The sequence below is a fragment of the Corynebacterium sp. HMSC074E01 genome, assembly GCF_001808885.1.
Classification (GTDB): Bacteria; Actinomycetota; Actinomycetes; order Mycobacteriales; family Mycobacteriaceae; genus Corynebacterium.
Window position 1 is genome coordinate 25,753 of record NZ_KV794847.1, and the last position, 23,637, is coordinate 49,389.

A 23,637-nucleotide genomic window follows, 5' to 3' on the forward strand; every position below is an offset into this window, starting at 1 on the left:
TCATCATTCTTTATGGGTACATCTGTTCGGTTGTGGGGCCATTCAAGCACGTGATGCAGACAGGGGTCGGAAGAGTCGAAAAAATTTGCCCCCGAGATACTCTTGCCAACTGGGCTAACAATTCGCAGTGCGGGGGCAAAAGAAGAAACTTTCTCCGTGGCTTCGGCGCGCGGCGGTAGGGTTTAAAGCATGAACAGCCAACACGAATTCGTCCTTCGTACAGTTGAAGAACGCGATATCCGCTTCATTCGCCTCTGGTTCACTGACATCTTGGGGGCGCTGAAATCGGTGGTAATGAGCCCCTCAGAGTTGGAATCCGCCTTCGAGGAAGGTGTTGGCTTCGACGGCTCTTCCGTGGAAGGGTTCTCCCGCATTTCGGAGGCGGACACCATCGCAATGCCGGACCCTTCAACTTTCCAGATCATGCCCTTTGACAAGGAGGAACCCGAGCTCCTTTCGGCGCGCATGTTCTGCGACATTACCCAGCCCGATGGGCAACCTTCCTTGGTGGACCCGCGTCACATCTTGCGCCGTCAGGTCACCGAGGCGGCCAATGAAGGATTCACGTGTAAAGCTTCTCCTGAGATTGAGTTTTATCTCCTTGAAGACGCCCGCGATATCAACAAGCTCATTGCCACTGATAACGGAGGCTATTTCGACCAAGCCACGCACGATAATGCTCCAAGCTTCCGGCGCCGGTCGATGTACGCGCTGGAATCCATGGGAATCGCCACAGAATTTAGCCACCATGAAACGTCACCTGGCCAGCAGGAGATCGATCTGCGTCATGCTGACGTGCTGTCCATGGCAGACCACATCATGACGTTCCGCTATCTCATCAAAGAGGTCGCCTCACAGCAGGGCGTGCACGCGACATTCATGCCCAAGCCTTTTGAGAATCGCTCGGGCTCGGGCATGCATACCCACTTGAGCCTTTTCGAGGGAGACTCCAACGCCTTCCATGACCCTGATGATGAGATTTCTCTGTCCAGCACAGGGCGGCAGTTCATCGCCGGCATTCTCGAGCACGCAGTGGAGATGACGGCGATCACCAATCAGTGGACCAACTCCTATAAGCGCCTGATGTTTGGCAGCGAGGCCCCAGGGTCAGTGACGTGGGGAATTTCTAATCGCTCTGCGCTGGTGCGAGTGCCCACTTACCGTCTTTCCAAGGAAATGTCGCGCCGAGTTGAAATCCGCTCGCTGGATTCAGCGATGAACCCCTACCTGGGATACGCGGTGCTCCTTGCCGCTGGTTTGCGTGGAATCAGAGAAGGCTATGAGCTAGGGGACCCTGCTGAGGATGACGTCCACCAGCTGACCCGCCGCGAACGCCGTGCGATGGGGTATAAGGATCTGCCCAGCAGCCTGGACCAAGCCCTCCGAGAATTCGAGCGCTCCGAGTTTATGGCGGAGGTCTTGGGCGAGCACGTCTTTGAGTACTTCCTGCGCTCAAAGTGGGACGAGTGGCATGAGTACCAGCAGCAAATCACCGCATTCGAATTGCGCAACAACCTGAACTTCTAGGAGAAGCATGCGTCCAGCATCAGTACCGTCCCCAGCTACTCTTGGTCTGACCCGGCCCACTGCTGCGGAGGATCTGTCCAAGCTCGGGTGGGACAATCCGGAGTCCCTTGAGCTGCTGTGGACATTGGCCGGTGCCGGTGATCCCGATATGGCCCTCAACACGCTGATGAGGATCGTCGAGGGAGCGCCTGAGATTGGCCCGGCGATGCGCGAGGACGAAACATTTCGGGTGCGGCTCATCGCCCTGCTGGGTGGCTCCTCGGCGTTCGGTGATCATCTCGCTGCGAATCCAGAAACCTGGCAAGAACTGCAGCGGCCATTGCCGACGCCTACCGAAATGCTGCACACACTACTCACAGAGGTCGAGGCGGAACCTGCGACATACGTTGAGCAACCAGGCCAGCCTGACACCGCCAGCCCCGACCTGACGTCTCCCGGCACCTACCGGGCAGCACCGGGGGACCACAAAGCATCGCTCAAAGTGGCCTACCGGACGCTGATGATGCGCATTGCCGCCCATGACCTCGCAGGTACTTTCCACTCGCGCAAGGGGCAGTCACGCCCACAGCCGCGAGTAGGTTTCCGGGAAGTCACCAGGCTGACGACGGCCCTCGCAGATGCCGCCTTGACGGCAGCACTCGCCGGTGCGGTCCGGGTGGTCTATGGGGACGAGGCACTCGATGCGCAGCTGGCCGTCATCGCGATGGGCAAGTGCGGCGCGGGCGAATTGAACTACATCTCCGACGTGGACGTGATCTTCGTGGGCTCGGAGGCCACGCCACGGATTACCCGTCTAGCATCAGAATTCAACCGGATTGGCTCAGCCTGCTTCTTCGAGGTTGACGCCAACCTGCGCCCGGAAGGCAAGTCCGGCGCCTTGGTCCGAACTCTGGATTCGCACGTGGCCTATTACAAGCGGTGGGCAGAAACCTGGGAGTTCCAAGCGCTGCTGAAGGCACGGCCGCAAACCGGCTATTTGCCCTTGGGTAAGGACTACCTGGAACAGATCGGGCCGATGGTGTGGACTGCATCGCAGCGGGAGTCCTTCGTGGAAGACGTTCAAGCTATGCGCCGCCGCGTGCTGGATAATGTCCCAGAGGAGATGCGCCTTCGCGAGCTTAAGCTGGGGGAGGGCGGTCTGCGTGACGTGGAATTCGCCGTCCAGTTGTTGCAGTTGGTACATGGACGCTCGGATGAATCGCTGCGCACGCTTGCCACGGTCGATGCACTCGCAGCATTGGTGCGCGCCGGGTATGTGGGACGTGAAGACGGCACCCAGCTTATCGAGGCCTACGAATTTTTGCGTTTGCTTGAGCACCGCCTCCAGCTGGAGCGCTTCCGCCGGACTCATACGCTGCCGGAGAAAGACGACAGCTCAGCGCTTACATGGCTGGCTATCAATGCAGGATTCCACCCGCAGGGGCACCAGTCGGCAGCGGACCGGATGAATATCCAACTGCGGAAGATTCGACTGCTTATCTCTGAGCTCCACTCGCGTTTGTTCTACCGCCCGCTGCTCAATTCCGTGGCCTCGATGTCGGCGGACGAACTCAAACTCTCCCGCGAAGCGGCACTTCTGCAGCTGGCGGCGTTGGGCTATCGCCACCCGGACCGCGCCTTCGAGCATCTCACCTCCCTGGCAGCGGGGCAGTCGCGCAAGGCCCGCATTCAGGCCATCCTGCTTCCAACGCTGATGGAGTGGCTCTCCAACACCGCTGACCCAGACATGGGCCTGTTGAATTACCGCAAGCTTTCTGAGGCAGCTTATGACCGGACGTGGTTCTTGCGCATGCTTCGCGACGAAGGCGTTGTCGGCCAGCGCCTCATGAAGATTTTGGGCACCTCGCCTTTCACATCGGAGCTGATTATTCGCGCGCCGGACGTCGTCAAGCAGCTCTCCGATGGCGCGGCAGGGCCCAAGCTGTTGGAAACCAAGCCCGAGCAAGTGTCCTCTGCCTTGATTAATTCCACCAAGCGCCACGCTGATCCGGACAAGGCCGTGTCGGTCGCTAGAGCCCTTCGCCGCGTAGAGCTGGCGCGGATCGCCGCTGCCGATTTGCTGGGCTTCCTGCCGGTTCAACAGGTGTGCTTTGAACTGTCCACCATCTGGAATGCTGTGCTGGAGGCCGCGCTGCGTGCCGAGGTCAGAGCATGGAGGCTGGGCAATGACGATGCCGAACCACCAGCCCGCATCGCCGTGATTGGTATGGGCCGGCTCGGAGGCATGGAGCTGGGCTTTGGCTCCGACGCCGATGTCATCGTGGTGGCGGAGCCAACCGGAGAAAACGCCGAGGAGGAAGCACTGCCCTGGGCCATCGGCATCATTGAGAAGCTGCGCCGCCGTCTGGCAAAACCTTCCGGGGATCCGCCCTTGGACGTGGACTTGGGTTTGCGGCCCGAGGGGCGCTCAGGAGCAGTTGTGCGCTCGATCGAATCCTATGAGCGCTATTACTCGCAGTGGGGCGAGCCTTGGGAGATGCAGGCTTTGCTCCGCGCGGCCTTCGTGGCGGGGGATGAGGAAGTCGGTACACGTTTCCTCAGCATGGTGGATGCTTTCCGCTACCCGCCGAAGGGCGTGAGCGAGAAGACCATTCGTGATATCCGCCGAATGAAGGCGCGCGTTGATAACGAGCGCCTCCCGCGCGGCGCCGACCGCAATACCCACACCAAGCTGGGGCGCGGCGGACTGACGGATATCGAATGGACCGTCCAGCTGCTTCAGATGATGCATGCCCACGAGGTTCCGGCACTGCATGATCCGTCCACGCTGCGGGTGCTGGATGCCCTCGAGGACAATGAGGTTATCCCTGTCGAGCAAGTACAGGAGCTGCGGGAGGCCTGGCTCTTGGCCACCGATGCCCGCAATGCGCTGGTGCTGGTGCGCGGCAAGCGCGTGGACCAGCTTCCGGCACCGGGCCCGCAGCTGGCGCAGGTGGCCGGCGCGGCCGGGTGGGAACCTGAGCGCAATCAGCAATTCTTGGAGCACTACCTCAAGGTGACCCGGCACGCGCGGAAAATCGTGGATGAGGTGTTCTGGGGTGAGGCAGAGTCCTTCGAGCATGACTAGCAGAAGGCAGTTGCTTTGCCCCTGACCCGCACCCTGAGCTCACCCGGATCTTTCCCTGACTTTGGAGCGAGCCCCTGTTCTATCAGGGGAGCAGCCGATAGCCTTAGGTGGCAGTGAACAAACATAGTTCCCACGCCTCGAAAAGGAGTTACGCAATGAGCCTTAACCTGTCCCTCGACTTGAACGATGCCACTCTTGCTGATCTCGACGCCTTCCTCTCCGCCGCCCGCGCCGCAGGGTGCGACCCCGCCGCCGCGCTGAGCGTGGAGGGGACGGTGATGCGGTTGGACGTCGACAAGCCCCTCGTTACCCCTACGGAGCCGAAGCCTGAGGCCCCGCGCCGCACCAGCCTGGATCGCTCCGTGGCGGAGTCCACCATCCGCTCCATCATCGATGCGCTGTCCGAGCGCCTCGATTCGCCGCACCCGCCGCACGGAAATTCTTTTGGCACCTTTGGCCCCCGCGCGGATTAAGCCGCGAATGTGAGAGAAGTCTAAAATTGTGGCCGTGAAGTCCAAGCAGATTATCGCCGTATGGGTCCTCGTGGTGGTGGCAGTCATCACCGCCGTCGGTGCGGGCTGGTGGGCTACAGAGCGGCACCAGGTGCCGGAGGGGGCATTGACGGTGGAGCAGGTGGTCGACGGCGGCGTCCCACAGGATCCGTCGGCAGGCGCCGAGCTTGACCCGGCTGAAAAGGATCGCATTGTCTCGCTGGCGGAAGCACTGGGGATTCCATCGGAGTCAGTGCCGCGCGGGCTGCTGTCGGTGGCGTCGGATAGGTACCGCTCCCGTCAGATGCTTGAGGCGGATCTGGAGAAGGCCGTGGAGGCAGGCGTCATTACGAAAGATGATGCGAAAGGTGTCCTCGCTGCCTTCGATGCCGGTGTCGTCGCCCCAGTGGATGGCCCTATTTTTGTGGAGTCCACCCCAGCCGAATAAGCCTGGTGAACCCCACCGGTTGAGCTTGTTGGCACGGAGCCCACAGGGACTGGCAGGTGATGCGCAGTCAATGAGGATTTGCCTTGCAGCCGCAGCTCTTAAGCTCACACGCACAGATAACGAAACGATAAAGGTTGGTGCGTTGAGGTGGAGAAACGACGAAAACTACGGGAGCTGCTCAGGACCGCAGTGGGAGTGAGCATCGCCATTCTCGTCCCCATCGGCGGTGGGCTCGGGGTCTTTGAAGTGGCCAATGGGCTGCCCCTTGAGGCGCCGTTGAGTGCCTTGGCCTTTCAGTAGTCCAGCCCTGTGCTAACCCACCTGCACGATTCTGGCGTGCGGTCCTTCCTCCTCGCCCCGGCTGCGCAGGATGTGGGTGATGAGAACCCCCACGATGCCAATGCACCACACCCCAAAGACCGCCCAGGCGGCGAGCCGGAAATCATGGAAGGGGTAGTCGGGCCCGTTGCCCAAGTGGTCCAACACCATACCGACGAGCTGGGCGCCGATGACCGTGGCGATGAAGCCGCCCATGTTTCCCAGCCCCGTCGCCGTGGCGACGACGCGGCGATCCAGGTTTTCGCGGACAATGTCGAATCCATAATTTGCCACCGGTGTGCACAGGGCCACCAGGCTGATGAGGATGAACAGTGAGAGGTAGCTGCCGCCGAAGAGGAAGAACAGGACCCATACCGCGCAGTGGATAGCCACAAACCCTAAGGCGAGCCACGGACGGAAACCCCTGGCCCGGGACGATAACCTGCCGTGCAGGGGGCCAATCAGCACCATGAACACGCTAAACCACGTCAGGACCCAGCCGGCGCTAGTCTTAGAAAAATCCATGCCCGCGGTCATCAAGGGCACTCCCCACAGCATGACAAACACGTTGGTGGCTCCCAGACCAATCCAGTGAATGAAAAACGCCTGCCAGGCCACAGGAGAACGGAAAGCGGTGGATAGCAGCGCTGCTGTGCTTTCCGGCTTCGCGTTAGGTTTTTCCTTCGGCTTGGGCACGATGCCCAGTGATTCAGGGGAATCCGCAACCGCCACCGCGGCCGCGACGGCGATGAGAATACCCACCGCACCCAAGGTAACGAAGGCCATGGTCCATCCGCCCCACCCCAGCAGCATGGCAAAAGGTAAGGCGGACATGAACTGACCTAGCTGCCCCAGCGAGGAGGTGACCTGGGTGAACATGGGGGTGCGGTGCAGCGGGAACCAATAAGGCAGGATGCGCATCACCGACAAGAAGGCGGTGGCATCACCCGCGCCGATGAGCAGGCGGGCGGCAATGGCTACCCAGTAATTGCTAGTAAAACCGAGAAGCACCTGGCCGAGTCCCATGATGGCGGAACCGATGACGAGCAGGCGCCGGGGGCCGAATTTATCGATGAGCATGCCGGTAGGGATCTGCGCCAGTGAATAGATACCCAATTGCACAGAGGTGAAAACAGCAATGCGCGCGGCATCTACCTCGAAGCGGTCGATGGCCTCGAGCCCCGCTACGCCAAAAGATGTGCGGCCGGTAATCGCCACGATGTAAACCAACACCGCAGCTACCCACACGGAGAGAGCCTTAGTGGTAATTACATTGCGAGGATGAGGAACCGACATGGCTGATACTTTACGCGGCACCAACTAAGATGCAGGGGGTGAAGTACATTTCGACCCGCGATACCGACCGCCAGCCCGCCTCTTTCACGGACATCCTCCTCGGAGGTCTGGCCCCCGATGGCGGCCTCTACCTGCCGGAAACTTACCCCCGCATCGATGACGCCACCCTGACTAACTGGCGCCAGACCTTGGCTGAGGGCGGCTACGCGGCCCTGGCCGCGGAGGTGCTCAAGCTCTTTGTGGACGATATTCCTGCAGAGGACCTCGAAGGGATTGCCCAGCGCGCCTACACCTACCCGAAGTTTGACCACGAGGAGATCGTCCCCGTCAGCGAGCTGGGGGAGGGCCTTTATATTGGACACCTGTCCGAGGGGCCGACGGCCGCCTTCAAGGACATGGCCATGCAGATGTTGGGCGAGCTCTTCGAATACGAGCTGGCACGTCGCGGCGAAACCCTCAACATCCTAGGCGCTACCTCGGGTGACACCGGTTCCTCGGCGGAGTACGCGATGCGCGGGCGCAAGGGCATTCGCGTCTTCATGCTGACCCCGGCCGGGCGCATGACGCCCTTCCAGCAGGCTCAGATGTTCGGGCTGGATGACTCGAATATCTGCAATATCGCCCTCGATGGAGTCTTTGATGACTGCCAGGACGTGGTCAAGGCGGTATCTGCCGACGCTAACTTCAAGGCAGAAAACCGTATCGGTGCGGTCAACTCTATTAACTGGGCCCGCCTCATGGCGCAGGTGGTCTACTACATCAACTGCTATCTCAAGGTCACCACGGAAAACACGGAGAAGGTCTCCTTCAGCGTGCCCACCGGTAACTTCGGCGATATCTGTGCTGGCCACATCGCCCGCCAGATGGGTCTGCCCATCGACCGCCTCATTGTGGCGACCAATGAAAACGACGTGCTCGATGAGTTCTTCCGTACCGGCAGCTACCGCCCGCGCTCCTCGGAGCAAACCCACAAGACGTCTTCGCCGTCGATGGATATTTCCCGCGCCTCCAACTTTGAGCGCTTCGCTTTCGATCTGCTGGGCCGCGATGCCGCGCACATCAAGGATCTGTTTGGAACGAAGGTGAAGGAAGGCGGGTTTAACGTCGACAAGCAGGCGCTCGACGCCGCCCACACCGAGTACGGTTTCCTGTCTGGTTCCTCCACCCACGCGGACCGCCTGGCCACCATCAAGGATGTCCACGAGCGCTACAACGTGCTGGTGGATCCGCACACGGCCGACGGCATCAAGGTCGCCCGCGCGGTGCAGGAAGAATATGGGGTCGATACCCCCATCATTTGTCTGGAGACCGCCCTGCCAGTGAAGTTTGCGGAGACCATCAAAGAGGCCATCGGAAGCGAACCAGAGGTGCCTGCGCGTTTCGCCGGCATCCTGGAAGCCGAGCGCCACGTTACCGATCTGCCCAATGATGCCGCGGCGGTGAAGGACTACATCACGCAGTACATCAAGAGCACGGAGGTTTAAACAATGGGACAGGAACAATTTTCAGGACCCGAGTATTTCACTGAATTTGACCCAGAGAAGTTCATCCGTGACATGAAGCAGGTCGCGGAGATGGAAAAGGAAAATAAGGAGAACAAGGCGGACTCGGGTGAGGCTGCAGCAGAAGAGGATGCCTAGGTTTCTCCTCACGGGGGTGCTCAGCACAGCAGCTCTAGTGGTAGCTGGGTGCACGGTGCAGACGGGCGTTGACGCTGTTCCCGAGGCTGCTTCGCATACCTCCGAGGACACCACGATTGAGCCGCCCCCGCCGGAGATTCACACGCCGGGTGCGTCCCCGGTGCCCCCGGGCGCCGCACTGGATATCTCTGGCATGCAGCCCGTTCCCGGCGAAGCCTTCGACTTCAACCTGTGCACGGTGGCGTGGAGCTTCGTGCTTGACGACGGCCGCACCATCGCCGTCACCGCCTCCCATTGCGGTGAGCCAGGGGATACGGTGTGGGCGGGCGCCGCGGACGGGGAGTTCATCTACCCGGCGGAGCCTGTAGGCAGCATCATCTACTCCGACCTTAGCGCGCCGGACACGCATCAGCTGGATTTCGCTTTGGTGGAGATCACGCGGCAGGCGGAGTTTCACGTCCCCCAGGACATGCCCACCAGCGTGGTCGCCGCGGGACAGGAAGAGCTCCCAGATAAGGTGTGCAAGCTGGGGCGCATTACCGGTGAGACCTGCGGCCCGCTTACTCACGGCGAGGGGCACGGGAAACTCCAGTTTGGTGAGCGCACGGTGGATACCGTCTCCGCGCGCGCCCAAGTCTGCTCCACGCACGGCGATTCGGGTGCTCCGGTCTTTGGCGCGCCGGGCAGCCCCTTTGAAGGGGTAATCGTCGGTGTCCTTTCGGGAACGACGGAAGCAGCCGCGGGTGGTGAGGGCTGTGCGCACGGTTCGGAGGCAGAGATGTCCTTTACTCCTGCGGCGGATATTGAGGCGCTCCTTCCGGAGATTCTGGCACAGGTTTAAGCGCTAAGATGAAACCCATGCCTACTCCTGATTTCATTGTGTCCCTGCGTGAGAAAATCGGTCACGAGCAGCTCTTTTTGCCCAGCGTGACCGCGGTTATCGTGCGGGCGGTTCCTACCGGTTCTGCGATATGGGAGCTGCCTTCAGTGCTGCTTGCCCAGCGTGCCGATAATGGCACGTGGGCTCCCATCTCCGGTATCTGTGAGCCGGGTGAGGAGGTCACGGCGACTGCACTGCGTGAGGTCAAAGAGGAAATTGGCCTCGATGGTCGCATCGAAGCGCTCCTCGGCGTGGGCCAGGTGGGCCCAGTAGTCTGCCCCAATGGGGATAAGTGTCTCTACATGGATACCTCCATCCGGGTCTCCGTGCCGGATGATGCGGAGCCGGTTATCTCCGATGAGGAGAACCTAGCCGCGCAGTGGTTCTCTGTGGCGCAGATGCCGACGTCCGTCAGCGCCCGCAACCGCATGATCATCGGGGATGCAGTGGCGCAGATGAAACACCCGCAGGGCTTCCGACCGCGGATGGGGTACGTTAAGCGTTCGTCTTAATCAGGCTTTCTCCATGAGCGTTGATGTGAGGGCACTAGATCTAAGTGGCGGATCGATGCGCCAGCCCTCAATCCTGCGGCAAAAGAGTTTCTCCGCGCCGGGTAACATGCACAACTATGGCTCCCAAAATGAAGGACTACTTCAACGCTGACACGGCACAAAAACTCGGCGCACAGCTTGGAATTGACGGCGAAAAATACGCCGCATGGATCGCGCCACGCGTCGAGGATCTGGAGATTCTGGACCGCGTGACCGTGTTCGCGCAGGGGCTTCGGGAACAGCTTGGCGGGGATTATGTAGGGGTGATTGGAGGGATCATCGATAAGCTTGGGCCCGAGCTTGCGGAGGGGGAAGGCTACTTCAACCATGCATTTCATCTGTGGCCGGTGAGCCGCTTCATCGAGCTGTACGGGATAGATGAGCCGGAGGTTTCTTTAGACGCAATTGAGGCGCTCACGAGGGTGTTCACCGGTGAGTTTGCGGTGCGTCCCTTCTTGGAGCGCTACCCGGAGCTGACCATGTCCCGGGTGCATCAGTGGGCTGGTTCCGACAGCCACAACGTGCGTCGCCTGGCTTCCGAGGGCATCCGTCCGCGTCTGCCATGGGCGAAGGTGCACGCGCCGTTTGTGGAGGACCCCTCGCCGATCCTTCCGGTCCTGGACCGGCTGTACGACGATGCGTCGCTGTTCGTGCGCAAGTCCGTAGCCAATAACCTCAACGATATTGGCCGCACGCACCCCGAGTTGGCGCTTGCCACCGCGTCGCGTTGGGCAGATAGCGGATCGTCGCACGCAGCGTGGGTGGTGGAACAGGGGTTGCGTGGGCTGATCAAGCGCGGCAATAGGGAGGCCCTGGAGCTTGTTGGCTTTTCTCCGTCCACCGCCGTCACCGCCACCCGCCCCGAGTTCCCTCACACTGTGGCCATTGGTGAAAAGGCGACTCTTTCAACGACACTCACCAACACCGGCGATGCGCCCGCACATGTGCTTGCAGAGTATCGCGTGCACTTTCTGAAAAAGAACGGCACCCGACAACCCAGCGTGTTCCGCCTCGGCAAATACACGCTTGAACCGGGTGAAACCCGAGTGGTGACCAAGACGCACCCGTTTCGGATCACCAGCACGCGCACCTACTACCCGGGCATGCAGGGACTCAGCCTGGTGATTAACGGCCGCGAAGGCGAGCACGTGGAATTTGAGCTCACCCAATAGCGCAGGTCTTGCCGCGTCATTCAGATTGTGAATGCGCTCCATTCGGCGATGCAGTCCCCGGAGCTGCCTTTTCTGCATGCGAGGACGCAGCCCGCAAAGGGGTGAGAGTGTTGGAGTTGCCGCACAATATCATCAGAAACGCATGAAATGGGTTGAGGTTGGTGCCCGTGCCCGATAGCTTCGGGGTCATGATTTCACGCACGCTGAAGAAAGTAACCACTGCAACTGCGTTCGTCGCCCTCGCCGGCGGCGTTCTGGGTGCCGGTACTGCCGGTGCGCAAGAGATGTCCTCCGCCGACTCTGTGAAGACCAGCCAGATTCAGGAACTGAGCTCGCGTCTGTTCGGTGACTCCTTCTCCTCCTCGAAGGATTCGGAAGCACCGGAAGGCTCTGGCTTGATTGAGAAGTACGAGGACGTTGACGGCCTGCAGGACAAGCTGCCGGCTGATGAGGCTAAGAAGGTTCTCATCGGGACCTTCACCGCAAAGAAGAACCCGGAGATCTCCGTGACCTTCAATGACGACGGAACGCTGACCTTCAACGATGGCTGCAACTCCGGTGGCGGCAGCTACAAGCTGGACCAGACCGATGCCGTCGTGGTGGAGAACCTGAACTCCACGATGCGTGCCTGTGCCCCGGAGGAGATGGCTGATGCCGATGCACTCAACGCCATCCTTTCCGCAAAGCCAGTGGTCATCCCCGTAGAGGGCAACACCTTTGCGCTGGGCAGCCAGGGCCAGGTCATTCAGTTTGAGAAGGCTGAAAACTAAGGTTCCTTCAACGCAGAGACAGAGCGCGGCGGAGCTAGTTCGTGATTGGGCTAGCTCCGCTTCCTTGTGCGCGCCGTCCTTCGATGAGCCAGCTTATGAAGCGGCAGGAACAGGCAGACCAGTGCGCGATGAGGAGTACCGGGATGCTGAGCGCGATGACGTCGAGAAGCTCCGAGCCATTCACCAGCGCTACCTGGTGCCCGCCCATGCTGACCGTTCCCGGTGGGAAGGTGCACGCCCACCAGGCAGGAGAGTAATCCACCCAGCGCGCCACGTTGGGGTAGAAGGTGAACATGGCATAGAGCGCGAGGGGAATGGCGATCGCCATGGCGGTGAGCCCGTAGTAGACAGAGAAAGTGCCGGGGTAGAGGATCTGCATCGCGGTAGTGGATTGGCCCACCACGCCCAGCGGAACCCAGGCCGTCGCGGAGTTGGCACCGGTGAGATTGACTTTGCCGTGCCAAGCAGCCCAATACACACGGATAAAGACGGGGACCGCGGTGGAGATCGACATGACAAAGAGCACTGTGCCCATGACGTGGTAGGCATGTCCGTAATCCAAGGCGAGGAAGCCGGCTACGGAGGAGGAAATCATGGGCCCGACCAGCGGCAGGCCCCAGGTAAAGCGCGGCTGGCCGTCGAAGCGGGTGAGCTGAATAGCCCACGTGATAACGGTGACGGGGCCGCCTATCCAGAAGCCCACGAGGCGGAAGGCTCCGATATCCGTCAATCCCGACAGCGCCGCGCCGAGCGCCAGGATGCCGATGAAATACATGGACCACTCAGCCATGGAGGTTCGCGCAAAGCTGGGCTGGCGGTATACCGCGAAACCAACTGTCAGCACGAGGAGGATGACGCAGGACAGTGCCGCGAAAACAGCGGAGGCTGTCAGCATGCCTTCCTCAACGAGTAGCCGGGAGACGATGGAGGTGCCCATGAGGCTGCCGCCCCACGCGGGGCCGGGTGGTGGCAAGTGGCGGAATTTGTCAGTCACAGCTGGCATGGTAGCTGTAGTGCCCGCCTACTGTCCCGTTGCTGTGCTGAACTTTGCGGAACCGGCACACCTGTGTGATGGGCAACCCGCACCTAGCTTTTGCTCGTTTCAACGATTTTGCTCTCAGTGCCACGGAACCTTGGTAGGGCTACAGGTTTACATTAGGTCCTACAGGCGCAGCTGAGCGTTGAGCCTGTAGGACCGGCATGTACCACGTCACAGCGGCTGCCAGGATGGCTATTGAGCAAGCACTCCATACGAGAAACTCATCAGGGGTAAACCACCAGGCGGCCACGGCGAGTGCGCCGAGTGCGAACCACAAGACAGGGATGAAGGGGCTAGGTGCCTCCGCCCACGGTTCTTGGGGAAACCGGCTACGTGCTTCAGTTCGGATGCGCCGGGGAGTTTTTCGGGAAAGCGCCCAAACGCAGCCGACAACAAACGCCAGTCCTGCACCGGCGATGAGTAGATCCCCTTTCACGCCGCCGAACATAAACACACCGACGGCGAACGCTAAAGCCGCGCGTTCGGACAGCGTCGGGGGGAACTTTTGGGTCGGATCTACGTCTGGGTAAATGCTCCTGAAGATATCTGTGCGGGGGTGGCTGTGCATGCTGTTTTCTCCCGTTTGGTTGATGTGTTGACAAATCTGTTAATTTAGGTCAGGATTACCTAACCAAGGTAAGCCTAGCCCATAGCCCTATCTGGATGAAACAAGGTTCTCAACATGATTCGCAATCTCTGGCGCTCAGCATGCGGTGTGATGATCGCAGCTCCCCTCGCTCTCGGCGCCGTTCCATTTCTTAACACTGTCCCGGTAGCCCACGCAGAGACTTCCTGCACGTGGTACTGGGGGATCAAGCAATCCTTCCGAAGCTACATCAAGGGCAATATCGCCCGCGGTGGCTGGGGCGCCAGCGGCATCGGCTTTAGCGGTGATGAAAAAGGCAACGGCGCGTTTGTGTTCCAAGCCAGCACGCCCACTGCCTCAGGCGGTATTGTCACGATTCCCTTCCAAGGCACGTTGAACTTCACGGGACATGACGGAGTTCTCGACATGACAATGTCGGATTTCAAGGTCATCGCCTCCGGCGACCAAGCAAAAATCACGGTCGACTACGTTTCCTATGAACTGAACCGAAGTGACTACACCCGCGGTGCCCAGATTAAGGGTGACGACGAGGTCATCGCCACCATTAGTCTGCAAGAGCCCGTCAAGGACAGCGGCACGGCAGTGAACCTAGCAGGATCCACGTCCCTTAGTGCCGGGGGCGTCAAACTTTTCACGGGCTTCTATGAGCAGGGCGAAGAACTCGATCCTTCCTCAGGCACCATTGCATTGGACGGATCCTGTTCTGGCTCCGGCGGCGCAGGCAGCGATGGATCTGGCTCGAAACGCCAGCTGAACTCCATTACCGGAAACTTTACGGGCTTCAACAAGGAAGCCATGGCTATGTTGTCCGAAACCAACGACACCATGAACGGTATCACCACGTTTATGGGCAATACACAGTCCTTCTTGGACGAGTTGGACTCATTCAAGAAGCGGGGCAACACTACCTCGGGGGCATCCGGGGCGTCGGCTAGCACGTCGTCTGGAACCTCCACCTCTGGTAGCACCACTACTTCGGACTTAAGCGGCAACGGCCTTCCAGAAACAGCGGCAGCTGGCAGCGGAAACAGTGGTGGAGCATCAACGGCTAGCGGGTCGAACTCCGGCGCTACGGGTGCGACGGGCTCGGTTGCAGCAGCGTCTGGAGCATCCGGTGCAGCCAACGAAACGTGCCAAGCCACCGGTGTTACCCAAGCGACGGCGCAATGGGGAGTGAAGAAATCATTCCAGTCCTATATCACCGGCTCCATTGCGCAAGGAAAATGGCAGCTCTCGGGCGTCGGCTATAGCAACGGTCGATTCCAGTTTTCCGGGAACTCCGGCGCAGTCAAGGACGGCGCGGGTTCCGTGCGCTACGGCGGAAGCATCCAGTTCACCGGCCACCACGGCAAGCTCGACCTCAATATTGCGAACCTAGAAATCTCCTTCAACGGTAAAACCGGAAAACTAATCGGCGATGTGCGCTCCTCCAACATGGAAGGCGAGAAGAAGGACTTCGGACGCACCGCCATCGCCGACCTGAATTTCACGTCTCTGGATGTGGGAACAGATGCCGTATCGGGCGAAGCAACAGTATCCCTGACTGACGTTGGCTCCAAGGCCTTTGCCGAATTTTACGAGCCTGGAACCCAGCTGGATCCGTTAAGTTTCAACGCCAGCCTGGGCGGAAACGCCGATTGCAACGACACTGTTGGCGGCACTAGTGGTGGCAGCTCGTCCAGTGCGGGAGACAGTGCCGGCTCCGGGTCGAAGGGCAGTGGCGGTGTCAACTCCGAAGCAGTAGACAACGCGCTGGCCAGTGATTCGTCGCAGGGCTATGAAGATGGTTCAAAGAAATTCCAGATCAAGTCCGCGAGCTCCGCGAACGGCACCACCGATGACCCAGTTACCTACCTCCTCCTGTTCATCGCCGGGCTCATTATCGCCGGAGGCTCCACCAGCCGCCTCATTATGAACAACTCCTAGAAAGATCACCGTGAAACTTCTCCTACGTTTCCTTATCCCGCTTCTGTGCATCGTGGGATTGACTGCCTGTGGCGTGCAAGGAAGCTATACAGACCAGCTACCGGACCCGCAGGACCTTTCCGACCCGCGCTCCTTCGAAGGCGTTACTGAGGTCAGTGACTTCGCCGATATCGAGCCCGTAAGCACTAAAGTCCAGCCCGTACTTCCGGTGGAACTTACTGACGCTGATGGTTATGACGTCACCGTCACGGATGTCTCGCGGATTCTGGCGCTGGATATTTATGGGACCTATACCAAAACGCTGAGCGGCTTGGGGCTTGCGGACAACATCGTTGGCCGCACCGTCTCTTCCACTGAACCGAATCTGGCGGATCGTCCCGTCGTGACTGAAGGCGGCCACAATATCAATGTTGAAGCAGTCCTGGAGCTTAATCCGACGCTCGTTATTGTGGACCACTCCATTGGACCCCGTGATGCGATCGATCAGATCCGTGAAGCAGGTGTGACAACTGTGGTCATGGAACCGCAGCGGACCATTGACTCGGTGGGCGAAGACATCATCACGCTGGGTGAAACCGTCGGGCTTCCGGACGAGGCCCGCAAGTTATCAGAGCGCTCCATCAAGGAAATTGATGAGTCGAAGGAAGCCATTAAGACCATTGCCCCCGAGGAGCCAATGCGTATGGCCTTCCTCTACGCCCGTGGGAACGGTGGCGTGTTCTTCATCATGGGGGAGGGGACCGGCGCCCAAGACCTCATCGAAGGAATTGGGGGCATCGACCTCGCTGCGGAGAACAACCTTTCTTATGCCGAACCTGCTAACGCAGAAGCGCTGGCCCGCATCAACCCAGAGGTGATCATCATGATGACCGATGGTTTGAAATCCACTGGCGGAGTCGGCGGGCTACTGGAACGTCCTGGTGTGGCTCAGACCATTGCTGGTCAAAAGCATCGCATCGTCACCATTCCTGACGGCCAGTCCCTGGCCTTCGGCCCCATGACCGGTCAGACATTGGTCAAACTCGCAAAGGCTGTATATGACCCAGACAATGCATAGCGACGTCTTCACACGACGCCGCACTCAGCGGATATCGGTATTCGTATCCTTAGTGGTGCTTGCTGTTCTAGCGGGACTCATCTCGATCGCCCTCGGACAGTATTACGTTGCACTTTCTGATCTGTTCCCGATTCTGGCTTTGGGGCCGGGGCAAGAGTCCCTCACAGCCAGCGTGGTATGGAATATTCGCCTGCCGCGCTTGGTCTTGGGGCTCTTCGTAGGCGCCGCTCTAGGCGTTGCCGGCACGTTGATGCAGGCCATCTTTGCCAATCCTCTGGCGGAGCCATCCATCATCGGAGTGACCTCCGGTGCAGGTGTTGGGGCGTCTGTAGCGATCGTCTTCAACCTCACCTTCGTGGGAACTTTCACTGTGCCAGCGCTGGCTTTCTTGAGCGCACTTTTAGTTACCTTCATCATCTACCAACTTGCACGCCATAACGGTCGCGTCACGGTGGTTCACCTGATCCTCACGGGCATCGCCATTAATGCAGTGTGCAATGCAATCATCTCCTTCATGGTGTACCTAACACCGACTGCCAACCGGGAAGCCATCATCTTTTGGCAGATGGGTTCCTTCAACGGCTCGCAGTGGAAGCACGTATGGGTTGTTCTTCCCATCGTTCTTATCGGTATAGCAGTAGCCCTGCGTTTGGGCAGGCAACTTGACATTCTTGCGCTGGGTGAACGCGCTGCTGTGCACACTGGCGTAGATGTGTCTGTGTTGCGCATTGTGGCAATTGTGGCGTCCGCAGTGCTTACCGCAGCAGCTGTGTCCTTCGCCGGCCTCATCGGCTTTGTTGGGCTCATCGTTCCCCACTTGTTGCGCAGCATCGTAGGACCGCAAAATCATATCCTCATTCCTGCATCCGCCCTGGGCGGCGCGGTGCTAATCGGCTTTGCGGATGTGGCCGCACGAACCTTGATTCCCTTTGCGGACCTCCCAATCGGTATTTTTACCGCCTTAGTTGGCGGACCGACCTTCTTCATCCTGTTGCGCCGCATGATGCGAAAGGGGGTGCACTGATGCTGAACGTGGACAACCTCACCGTCCAAGTCGACGGGGCTACCCTCGTTGACAGCGTGACCTTTAATGCCCGACCAGGCGAGGTTACCGGACTAATTGGCCCGAATGGTGCGGGGAAGTCAACTGTCCTTGGCGCGATCGCGGGTGATATCGACTTCTCCGGTGAAATCAGTGTCGGCGGTTTGTCGCCGAAGACCTCGCCCCGTGAGCTCGCACGCAAACGTGCGGTGATGCTTCAGGATGTCTCGGTGTCCTTTGAATTTCTGGTACGCGATGTTGTCGCGATGGGCCGCCGCCCTTGGCGCGGAACGCCCCACGCCGAACTTGACGAGCAGTTTATCGAAGCCGCCCTTGAAACAGCTGGAGCCGCGCATCTCGCCGGACGCGATATCAGCACGCTTTCCGGTGGTGAACGTGCGCGGGTGGCCTTTGCCCGTGTTCTTGCACAAAATACTCCAATAATCCTGCTGGATGAACCGACAGCGGCCCTCGATATCCGCCACCAAGAACAGTTACTGGGTTCTGTGAAAGCCCTAGCCCGCGAGGCAGGAGTAACCGCACTCGTGGTGCTCCATGACCTGAACGCGGCAGCCGCATATTGCGATCACATCGTGTGCGTCTCATGCGGGGGGATCGCAGCTCAAGGGCGCGTGGCGGAGGTTTTCACCGGTCCCATCTTGTCAGAGGTGTACGGCTGGCCGATCTCCGTCAACGGGCTGCAGGTACAACCACAGCGTGCCACGCCCACAATCAATTCACTTTTCTCGCATCAACTGGAGGACTTCCATGTTTAAAAAAATCCTGGTGACCGCTATCGCAGCGACGGCGATTACTGTGCCGCAGGCAACCGCGGCAGAAGCAGAATCATGCACCATCGAATCCGGCACTATCAACTGGGGTGTTAAGCACTCCTGGCGTTCCTACATTAAGGGGCGAATCGCTAAGGGTGACTGGGAGACGACCGGAACGGTGAAGGAGGACGGCGATCCGACGGGCAGCGATTTCACCTTCGGCTTCGAAGTCGATCCCGCGACGTCCACAGTCTCTGTGGACGAGGCCGGCAATGTCACTGCATCGAAGATCAAGGCCAAGGACTCTTCGATTACTTTCACTGGCCACCACGGAGCGCTGTACTCCAAGATGATTAACCCATTCGTGCAGACCGAAGGTGATAAGGCCCAGCTCGGCTCCGGCTACGAGGCCTACTTTGTTGAAGGCAAACACATGACGCAGTACACCCCGGAGGACCGCGTTGAGGCCAACAAGCGCACAGGTGAAGGGGCGTTCGGGAACGGTAAGGCACAGTGGAGTAAGGACGGGGATACCCTTACGCTTTCTGCTTCCGACGTTATGTACGAGCGGCAGCCCGGAACGAACGATTCTGGTGATGTTGAGGGCGTCGACTACCTGTTCATGGGCATGTACGGTTCCGACTACAACCCGGAGGTGGATAGTGCGCAGGTAACCCTCAAGGTCGCCCCGGGCTGTGGACAGAAGAAGGAAGAAGAAAAGGATTCTTCGGAGGGCGAGAAGCCGCAGAACCCGTCGGACAGCGAGCAGCCGAAGCCCCAGACGCCTTCGGAAGATAAGAACCTTAGCTCGGGTGAGAACTCCTCTTCTATCTCGAAGGTCTCCAACTTCTGGAACTACTTCCTAGGCATTGCGACTGTTGGCAGCATGATCGCAATTCTGTGGCAAGCATTTGTTAAGTCCGGTGCTTTTAACAGTGCGCGTGTCTTCTTTCAGCGATAAACCCTAAGACACACTGCTGACAGTTCAAGAACGACGTAACGGGTGTGGGGTGCCGATGAGAATTGGTGCCCCACACCCACGTCAGCCTAATCCCCTTAATTTTCGATTTTGAGTTTTTCTAACCTCAACTGATTTGTAGTTTTTCTAAATAACACCGTGGAGAAGAACAGTGACTACCACTCTCAATAAACCTTTGTCCGTTGCGTTGCGTGAGGCGACTGCGCGTGCGCATGAGCATGCGGAGAATTCGGCATTCATGCAGCGCCTGTTGTCAGGGGAGCTCAATAAGTCAGCCGTGGCTGATTTGGCCGGCCAACTGTGGTTTGTATATGGAGCTCTCGAGAACGCCGTTCGCAGCGTGGCGACTACTCCCATTGCCGGTGCGGTAGCGGATCCGCGGTTGGAACGTCGTCAAGCACTGGAAGCAGATCTGAAAGTGCTAGTCGGCGAAAACTGGAGTGAGGAGATTCGCATTCTTCCAGCGACGAGGACCTATAGCGCGCGCTTAGAAGAAATAGTGGGCAAGCCAGTAGAAGTGGTAGCCCATCACTACGTGCGCTATCTCGGTGATATTTCCGGTGGGCAGGTGATTGCAGCGCGCCTGGGAGCCCATTACGGAGTACCTCCTGAGGCACTGAACTTCTATGACTTCACGTCGATTGGAAAAATCCCACCTTATCGTGCGGGATACCGCGAGCGCGTGGATAGCCTGGAGCTTACCGTTGAACAGCGTGAAGTCATGCTCTCGGAGGCCGAGCGGGCTTTCAACTTTAATTCGGGTATCTTTGCTGAATTAGGGCGCCTCTATTAGCCGGCGGAACACTCGCCTGCGTGGCCGGTAGCCCCTGTAGTTAGTTTCAGAAGCTGCGCCATTGGGCTCTCGCGTGCCGGGCTCAACATGACACAACCCACGGAATCCGTGAAGGAAACCGTGGGTTGTGTCTTGTCGGAGGGTGCTAAAAGAAGGGGTCAGATACCCACATATCCTTTAGCAGTCGTAGTACATCTCAAATTCCTGCGGGGTCGGGCGCAGGCGGACCGGTGCGATCTCGTTCTCACGTTTGTAGTTGATGTAGGTCTCGATGAGATCCTCGGAGAAGACATCGCCCTCGGTGAGGAACTCGTTGTCTTCCTCAAGTGCTGCGATGGAGGCCTCCAGGGAGGTCGGTGCCTGCGGGATGGAGGCGGCCTCTGCCGGCGGCAGCTCGTAGAGGTCCTTATCCACCGGAGCGTGCGGCTCAATGCGGTTCTTGATGCCATCGAGGCCCGCCATCATCATGGCAGCGAAGCCAAAGTAGGGGTTGCCCGACGGATCCGGCGCACGGAACTCGATGCGCTTGGCCTTCGGGTTGGAACCGGTAATCGGAATACGGATAGCAGCCGAGCGGTTGCGCTGCGAGTACACCAGGTTGATCGGAGCCTCGAATCCCGGAACCAGGCGGTGGTAGGAGTTCAACGTCGGGTTCGTGAACGCCAGCACAGCCGGTGCGTGGGCCAGGATGCCGCCGATGTAGTAGCGAGCCATGTCGGACAGACCGGCGTAGCCGGCCTCATCGTGGAAGAGCGGCTTGCCGTCCTGCCACAGGGACATGTGGGCGTGCATACCGGAACCATTATCGCCGGCCAGCGGCTTCGGCATGAAGGTTACGGACTTCCCGAACTGCTCCGCGGTGTTCTTGATGATGTACTTGAAGGTCTGAATATCATCAGCCGCGTGCAGCAGGGAGTTGAAGCGGTAGTTAATCTCGTTCTGGCCGCTTCCCACCTCGTGGTGGAAGCGCTCGATAACAAAGCCTGCCTTCTGTAGCTGCTCCACCATGGCGTCGCGGACTTCGCCGTGCTTGTCGACGGGTGCCGTAGGGAAGTAGCCGCCCTTCACGCGAGTCTTGAAACCGGTGTTCGGGGTGCCATCGAAGTTGGTCTCAGAACCGCGGTTCCACCAGCCCTCATCGGTATCAACCTCGTAGAAGCCGTTGTGTACGTCGGTGCCGTAGCGAACAGAGTCGAAGATATAGAACTCAGCCTCGGCGCCGAAGTTACAGGTATCTGCGATACCGGTGGAGGCGAGGTACTCCTCAGCCTTGCGGGCGATGTTGCGCGGGTCGCGGCTGAAAGGCTCCAGGGTGAACGGGTCGTGGACGAAGAACTTGATGTTCAGTGTCTTCGCGGTACGGAAAGGATCCACAAAGGCGGTCTTCGGATCCGGCAACAGCGTCATATCGGACTCATCGATGGTGGTGAATCCGCGGATGGAAGAACCATCAAAAGCGAGGCCTTCGGCGGCTGCATCTTCAGTAAATTCCTCGGCCGGAATAGAGAAGTGGTGCTCAGTGCCGGGGACGTCCGTAAACCGGATGTCAACGAACTTGACGTCCTCTTCCTTGATGAATGCGATGACGTCCTGGATTGTCTCAAAGGACACGGTGGTCTCCTGTTGGTTGACGTGTAGTACTCCCGACTAGTTTACAGGTATTGGCTTCGTTACCGGGGTGTCTGGGGCACCTAGAGGTAAATTTTCTGCTTCGCGGAGCCGACAGCTAGATTGGTGAGCATGGCAGATAACAACGACGGCTTTGAGCACGGGCAGTGGCCTGGGCAAACATTGGGCTTGCCTAAGGAGGGCTCAGGCGCTCTGGCTTCTGTAATGCGGCGCACTTTTGGCGTCCTCATTGACTGGATTTTGGCGATGATCATCGCCAACCTTCTCGAACTCGTTACGGATTCGCTCGGCGGTCCAGCTTTCTTGGGCTACGCCGTGTGGGTGGTCATGGGCATCGTGTGCGGTTGGCTCTTCGCCCGCACTCCGGGAATGGCCATTCTCGGCATGGGCGTGGCGCGTCTCGACGTGCCGGGCACTTCTGTCGGTTTGTGGCGGGCGGCGGTCCGTACGCTGTTGACCGCTGTGCTTTTCCCCGCAGCGATGGTTGATGCCGACGGCCGTGGCCTCCACGACCGCGCCACCGGCACCGCCGTCATCATGGCCTAAAGCTTGGTCAGCGCTAGCCGGTCGTATCCACCACAGATGCCCCACAAATGGTTCCCCTGAAAAGGTTTGTTTGGGGGCAAGCAAACCTTCTTCATAACGCTAGATGGTTTACTTGGGGTCAAGTAAACCATCTGAGTAGAACCATCTGACGAAACCTGGTCACGAAGGCTAGGACGGTCCTAAAGCAACGAAGAACCGCAAGGTAAAGAAGGGGTCCCTTCCGAGAATCTCGGGAGGGACCCCTTCTTGTGTGGAACAAGGTAGCTTATTTGCCGCCCTTGCGCTCCTGCATGCGGCGCATGCGGCGGTTCATGCCCGCCATGTTCTGAGCCTGTCGGGGCATCGGGCCCTTGGGCAGACCCGGGGTGGTGCCCGGAAGATCATCCATGGCCTCGATGCGGCGAATGTTCTCGTAGGTTTCGTTCTTGTTGTAGTTGCGCGGCAGCTTCATGATGTGGGTGCGCAGCTTGGACACCGGAACCTCATCCTCGCCATTGCCCACGAAGACCTCGTACACCGGCACGCCGCCAGCCAGGCGGTCGACGCGCTTCTTCAAACGGTTGAGAGTAGGGGCGACGCGCTTGCGGTCACCCTCGACGACGAAAATGACGCCCGAGTTACCAATCACGCGGTGAACCAGATCCTGCTGGCGGGTCGCAGCCACGCCCGGCTTAACCTTCCACACCACACCAACGGTGTTGCGTAGCTGCTGCTCCAAAGCCCAACCGGCGACACCAGGTTGGTCTTCCACCTTCTTGTACATGTCGCGCTCAAGGCGGCGGGTGAACAGGAACATGGCGAGCATCGCGCCAAGACCCAAGCCAATGATGAGCATGAACCACTGGCCGTTGAAGAGCATGCCGATAAGGAAGAAGAGCAAGCCCATGCCCAAGAACGCAGCCAGCATGATGGGGATGAGAGCCTTGTCCTGCTTGCGCTGCATGTTGAACGCTTGCCACATCTGTGACCAGTTCTGCTTGCGCTGGGCGCGCTTTGCTGCGCGCTCCTGCTTCTTCGCTTCCTTCAGCGATGCCTTGTCGTCGTTAGCCATGGCTCCTACTTTAGAGGTCAGAGGGTCAAAAAGAG

Annotated in this window: 21 protein-coding genes; 17 read left to right on the forward strand and 4 right to left on the reverse strand. The window is 59.3% G+C overall.

Annotated elements, in window-relative coordinates; all coding sequences use genetic code 11:
• Positions 1–189: 189 nt before the first annotated feature.
• The 4 genes from HMPREF2537_RS06190 (at position 190) to HMPREF2537_RS06205 (ending at position 5,533) form a co-directional block, all read left to right on the forward strand.
• Positions 190–1,527, forward strand: coding sequence for a glutamine synthetase family protein (locus tag HMPREF2537_RS06190; RefSeq protein WP_070526530.1), 1,338 nt, complete (start codon positions 190–192; stop codon positions 1,525–1,527).
• 7 nt (positions 1,528–1,534) lie between these two features.
• Complete coding sequence (locus tag HMPREF2537_RS06195; protein ID WP_070526533.1) at positions 1,535–4,594, forward strand: bifunctional [glutamine synthetase] adenylyltransferase/[glutamine synthetase]-adenylyl-L-tyrosine phosphorylase; 3,060 nt, start codon at positions 1,535–1,537, stop codon at positions 4,592–4,594.
• A 155-nt stretch (positions 4,595–4,749) separates the two neighbouring features.
• On the forward strand, positions 4,750–5,067 hold the full coding sequence (locus HMPREF2537_RS06200; protein WP_070526535.1) for a hypothetical protein: 318 nt from the start codon (positions 4,750–4,752) through the stop codon (positions 5,065–5,067).
• A 34-nt stretch (positions 5,068–5,101) separates the two neighbouring features.
• Positions 5,102–5,533: a hypothetical protein gene (locus tag HMPREF2537_RS06205; protein ID WP_246820263.1), complete on the forward strand. Its 432-nt coding sequence runs from the start codon at positions 5,102–5,104 to the stop codon at positions 5,531–5,533.
• A gap of 312 nt (positions 5,534–5,845) precedes the next feature.
• On the opposite strand, the gene HMPREF2537_RS06210 is transcribed toward HMPREF2537_RS06205, so the two are convergent.
• Positions 5,846–7,147 carry an MFS transporter gene (locus tag HMPREF2537_RS06210; protein ID WP_070526542.1) on the reverse strand — a complete coding sequence of 434 codons (1,302 nt, stop codon included), beginning with the start codon at positions 7,145–7,147 and terminating at the stop codon, positions 5,846–5,848.
• A 38-nt stretch (positions 7,148–7,185) separates the two neighbouring features.
• On the opposite strand from HMPREF2537_RS06210, the gene thrC reads away from it, so the two are divergent.
• The 6 genes from thrC (at position 7,186) to HMPREF2537_RS06235 (ending at position 12,160) form a co-directional block, all read left to right on the forward strand.
• Positions 7,186–8,631, forward strand: coding sequence for a threonine synthase (thrC, locus tag HMPREF2537_RS06215; RefSeq protein ID WP_070526545.1), 1,446 nt, complete (start codon positions 7,186–7,188; stop codon positions 8,629–8,631).
• A gap of 3 nt (positions 8,632–8,634) precedes the next feature.
• A complete protein-coding gene (locus tag HMPREF2537_RS12805; RefSeq protein ID WP_168162404.1) occupies positions 8,635–8,787 on the forward strand; it encodes a hypothetical protein in 153 nt (50 codons plus the stop codon).
• On the forward strand, positions 8,780–9,628 hold the full coding sequence (locus HMPREF2537_RS06220) for a trypsin-like serine protease (protein WP_070526548.1): 849 nt from the start codon (positions 8,780–8,782) through the stop codon (positions 9,626–9,628). Before HMPREF2537_RS12805 ends, HMPREF2537_RS06220 begins: the two co-directional genes overlap by 8 nt.
• A 17-nt stretch (positions 9,629–9,645) precedes the next feature.
• Complete coding sequence (locus HMPREF2537_RS06225; protein ID WP_070526551.1) at positions 9,646–10,179, forward strand: NUDIX hydrolase; 534 nt, start codon at positions 9,646–9,648, stop codon at positions 10,177–10,179.
• Positions 10,180–10,307: 128 nt separating this feature from the next.
• Complete coding sequence (locus HMPREF2537_RS06230; protein WP_168162405.1) at positions 10,308–11,390, forward strand: DNA alkylation repair protein; 1,083 nt, start codon at positions 10,308–10,310, stop codon at positions 11,388–11,390.
• 188 nt (positions 11,391–11,578) lie between these two features.
• The gene (locus HMPREF2537_RS06235; RefSeq protein ID WP_246818735.1) at positions 11,579–12,160 is read left to right on the forward strand and encodes an META domain-containing protein; all 582 of its coding nucleotides are present in this window, start codon (positions 11,579–11,581) and stop codon (positions 12,158–12,160) included.
• Positions 12,161–12,194: 34 nt separating this feature from the next.
• Here HMPREF2537_RS06235 and HMPREF2537_RS06240 read toward each other — a convergent pair whose 3' ends face one another.
• On the reverse strand, positions 12,195–13,163 hold the full coding sequence (locus tag HMPREF2537_RS06240) for an SLAC1 family transporter (RefSeq protein WP_083298982.1): 969 nt from the start codon (positions 13,161–13,163) through the stop codon (positions 12,195–12,197).
• Positions 13,164–13,881: 718 nt separating this feature from the next.
• Between HMPREF2537_RS06240 and HMPREF2537_RS06250 the strand changes: the two genes are divergently transcribed.
• The 6 genes from HMPREF2537_RS06250 to HMPREF2537_RS06275 all read left to right on the forward strand — a co-directional run bounded on the left by HMPREF2537_RS06250 (position 13,882) and on the right by HMPREF2537_RS06275 (position 20,376).
• Complete coding sequence (locus tag HMPREF2537_RS06250; RefSeq protein ID WP_070526566.1) at positions 13,882–15,732, forward strand: HtaA domain-containing protein; 1,851 nt, start codon at positions 13,882–13,884, stop codon at positions 15,730–15,732.
• A gap of 10 nt (positions 15,733–15,742) precedes the next feature.
• Positions 15,743–16,789, forward strand: coding sequence for a heme/hemin ABC transporter substrate-binding protein (locus HMPREF2537_RS06255; RefSeq protein ID WP_070526568.1), 1,047 nt, complete (start codon positions 15,743–15,745; stop codon positions 16,787–16,789).
• On the forward strand, positions 16,770–17,813 hold the full coding sequence (locus HMPREF2537_RS06260) for a FecCD family ABC transporter permease (RefSeq protein WP_070526571.1): 1,044 nt from the start codon (positions 16,770–16,772) through the stop codon (positions 17,811–17,813). The genes HMPREF2537_RS06255 and HMPREF2537_RS06260 overlap by 20 nt, the downstream gene beginning before the upstream one ends.
• Entirely contained in the window at positions 17,813–18,607 is a 795-nt protein-coding gene (locus HMPREF2537_RS06265; RefSeq protein ID WP_070526572.1) for an ABC transporter ATP-binding protein, read from the forward strand. Before HMPREF2537_RS06260 ends, HMPREF2537_RS06265 begins: the two co-directional genes overlap by 1 nt.
• Positions 18,600–19,565 carry an HtaA domain-containing protein gene (locus tag HMPREF2537_RS06270; RefSeq protein ID WP_070526575.1) on the forward strand — a complete coding sequence of 322 codons (966 nt, stop codon included), beginning with the start codon at positions 18,600–18,602 and terminating at the stop codon, positions 19,563–19,565. The genes HMPREF2537_RS06265 and HMPREF2537_RS06270 overlap by 8 nt, the downstream gene beginning before the upstream one ends.
• Before the next feature lie 169 nt (positions 19,566–19,734).
• A complete protein-coding gene (locus HMPREF2537_RS06275; RefSeq protein WP_070526578.1) occupies positions 19,735–20,376 on the forward strand; it encodes a biliverdin-producing heme oxygenase in 642 nt (213 codons plus the stop codon).
• A gap of 177 nt (positions 20,377–20,553) precedes the next feature.
• Here the strand turns inward: HMPREF2537_RS06275 and glnA are convergent, their stop codons facing one another.
• Complete coding sequence (gene glnA / locus HMPREF2537_RS06280; protein ID WP_070526582.1) at positions 20,554–21,987, reverse strand: type I glutamate--ammonia ligase; 1,434 nt, start codon at positions 21,985–21,987, stop codon at positions 20,554–20,556.
• A 129-nt stretch (positions 21,988–22,116) separates the two neighbouring features.
• Between glnA and HMPREF2537_RS06285 the strand changes: the two genes are divergently transcribed.
• Entirely contained in the window at positions 22,117–22,551 is a 435-nt protein-coding gene (locus HMPREF2537_RS06285) for an RDD family protein (protein ID WP_070526584.1), read from the forward strand.
• A gap of 265 nt (positions 22,552–22,816) precedes the next feature.
• Here HMPREF2537_RS06285 and HMPREF2537_RS06290 read toward each other — a convergent pair whose 3' ends face one another.
• Positions 22,817–23,602 carry a DUF4191 domain-containing protein gene (locus tag HMPREF2537_RS06290; protein WP_070526587.1) on the reverse strand — a complete coding sequence of 262 codons (786 nt, stop codon included), beginning with the start codon at positions 23,600–23,602 and terminating at the stop codon, positions 22,817–22,819.
• Between the last annotated feature and the right edge of the window lie 35 nt (positions 23,603–23,637).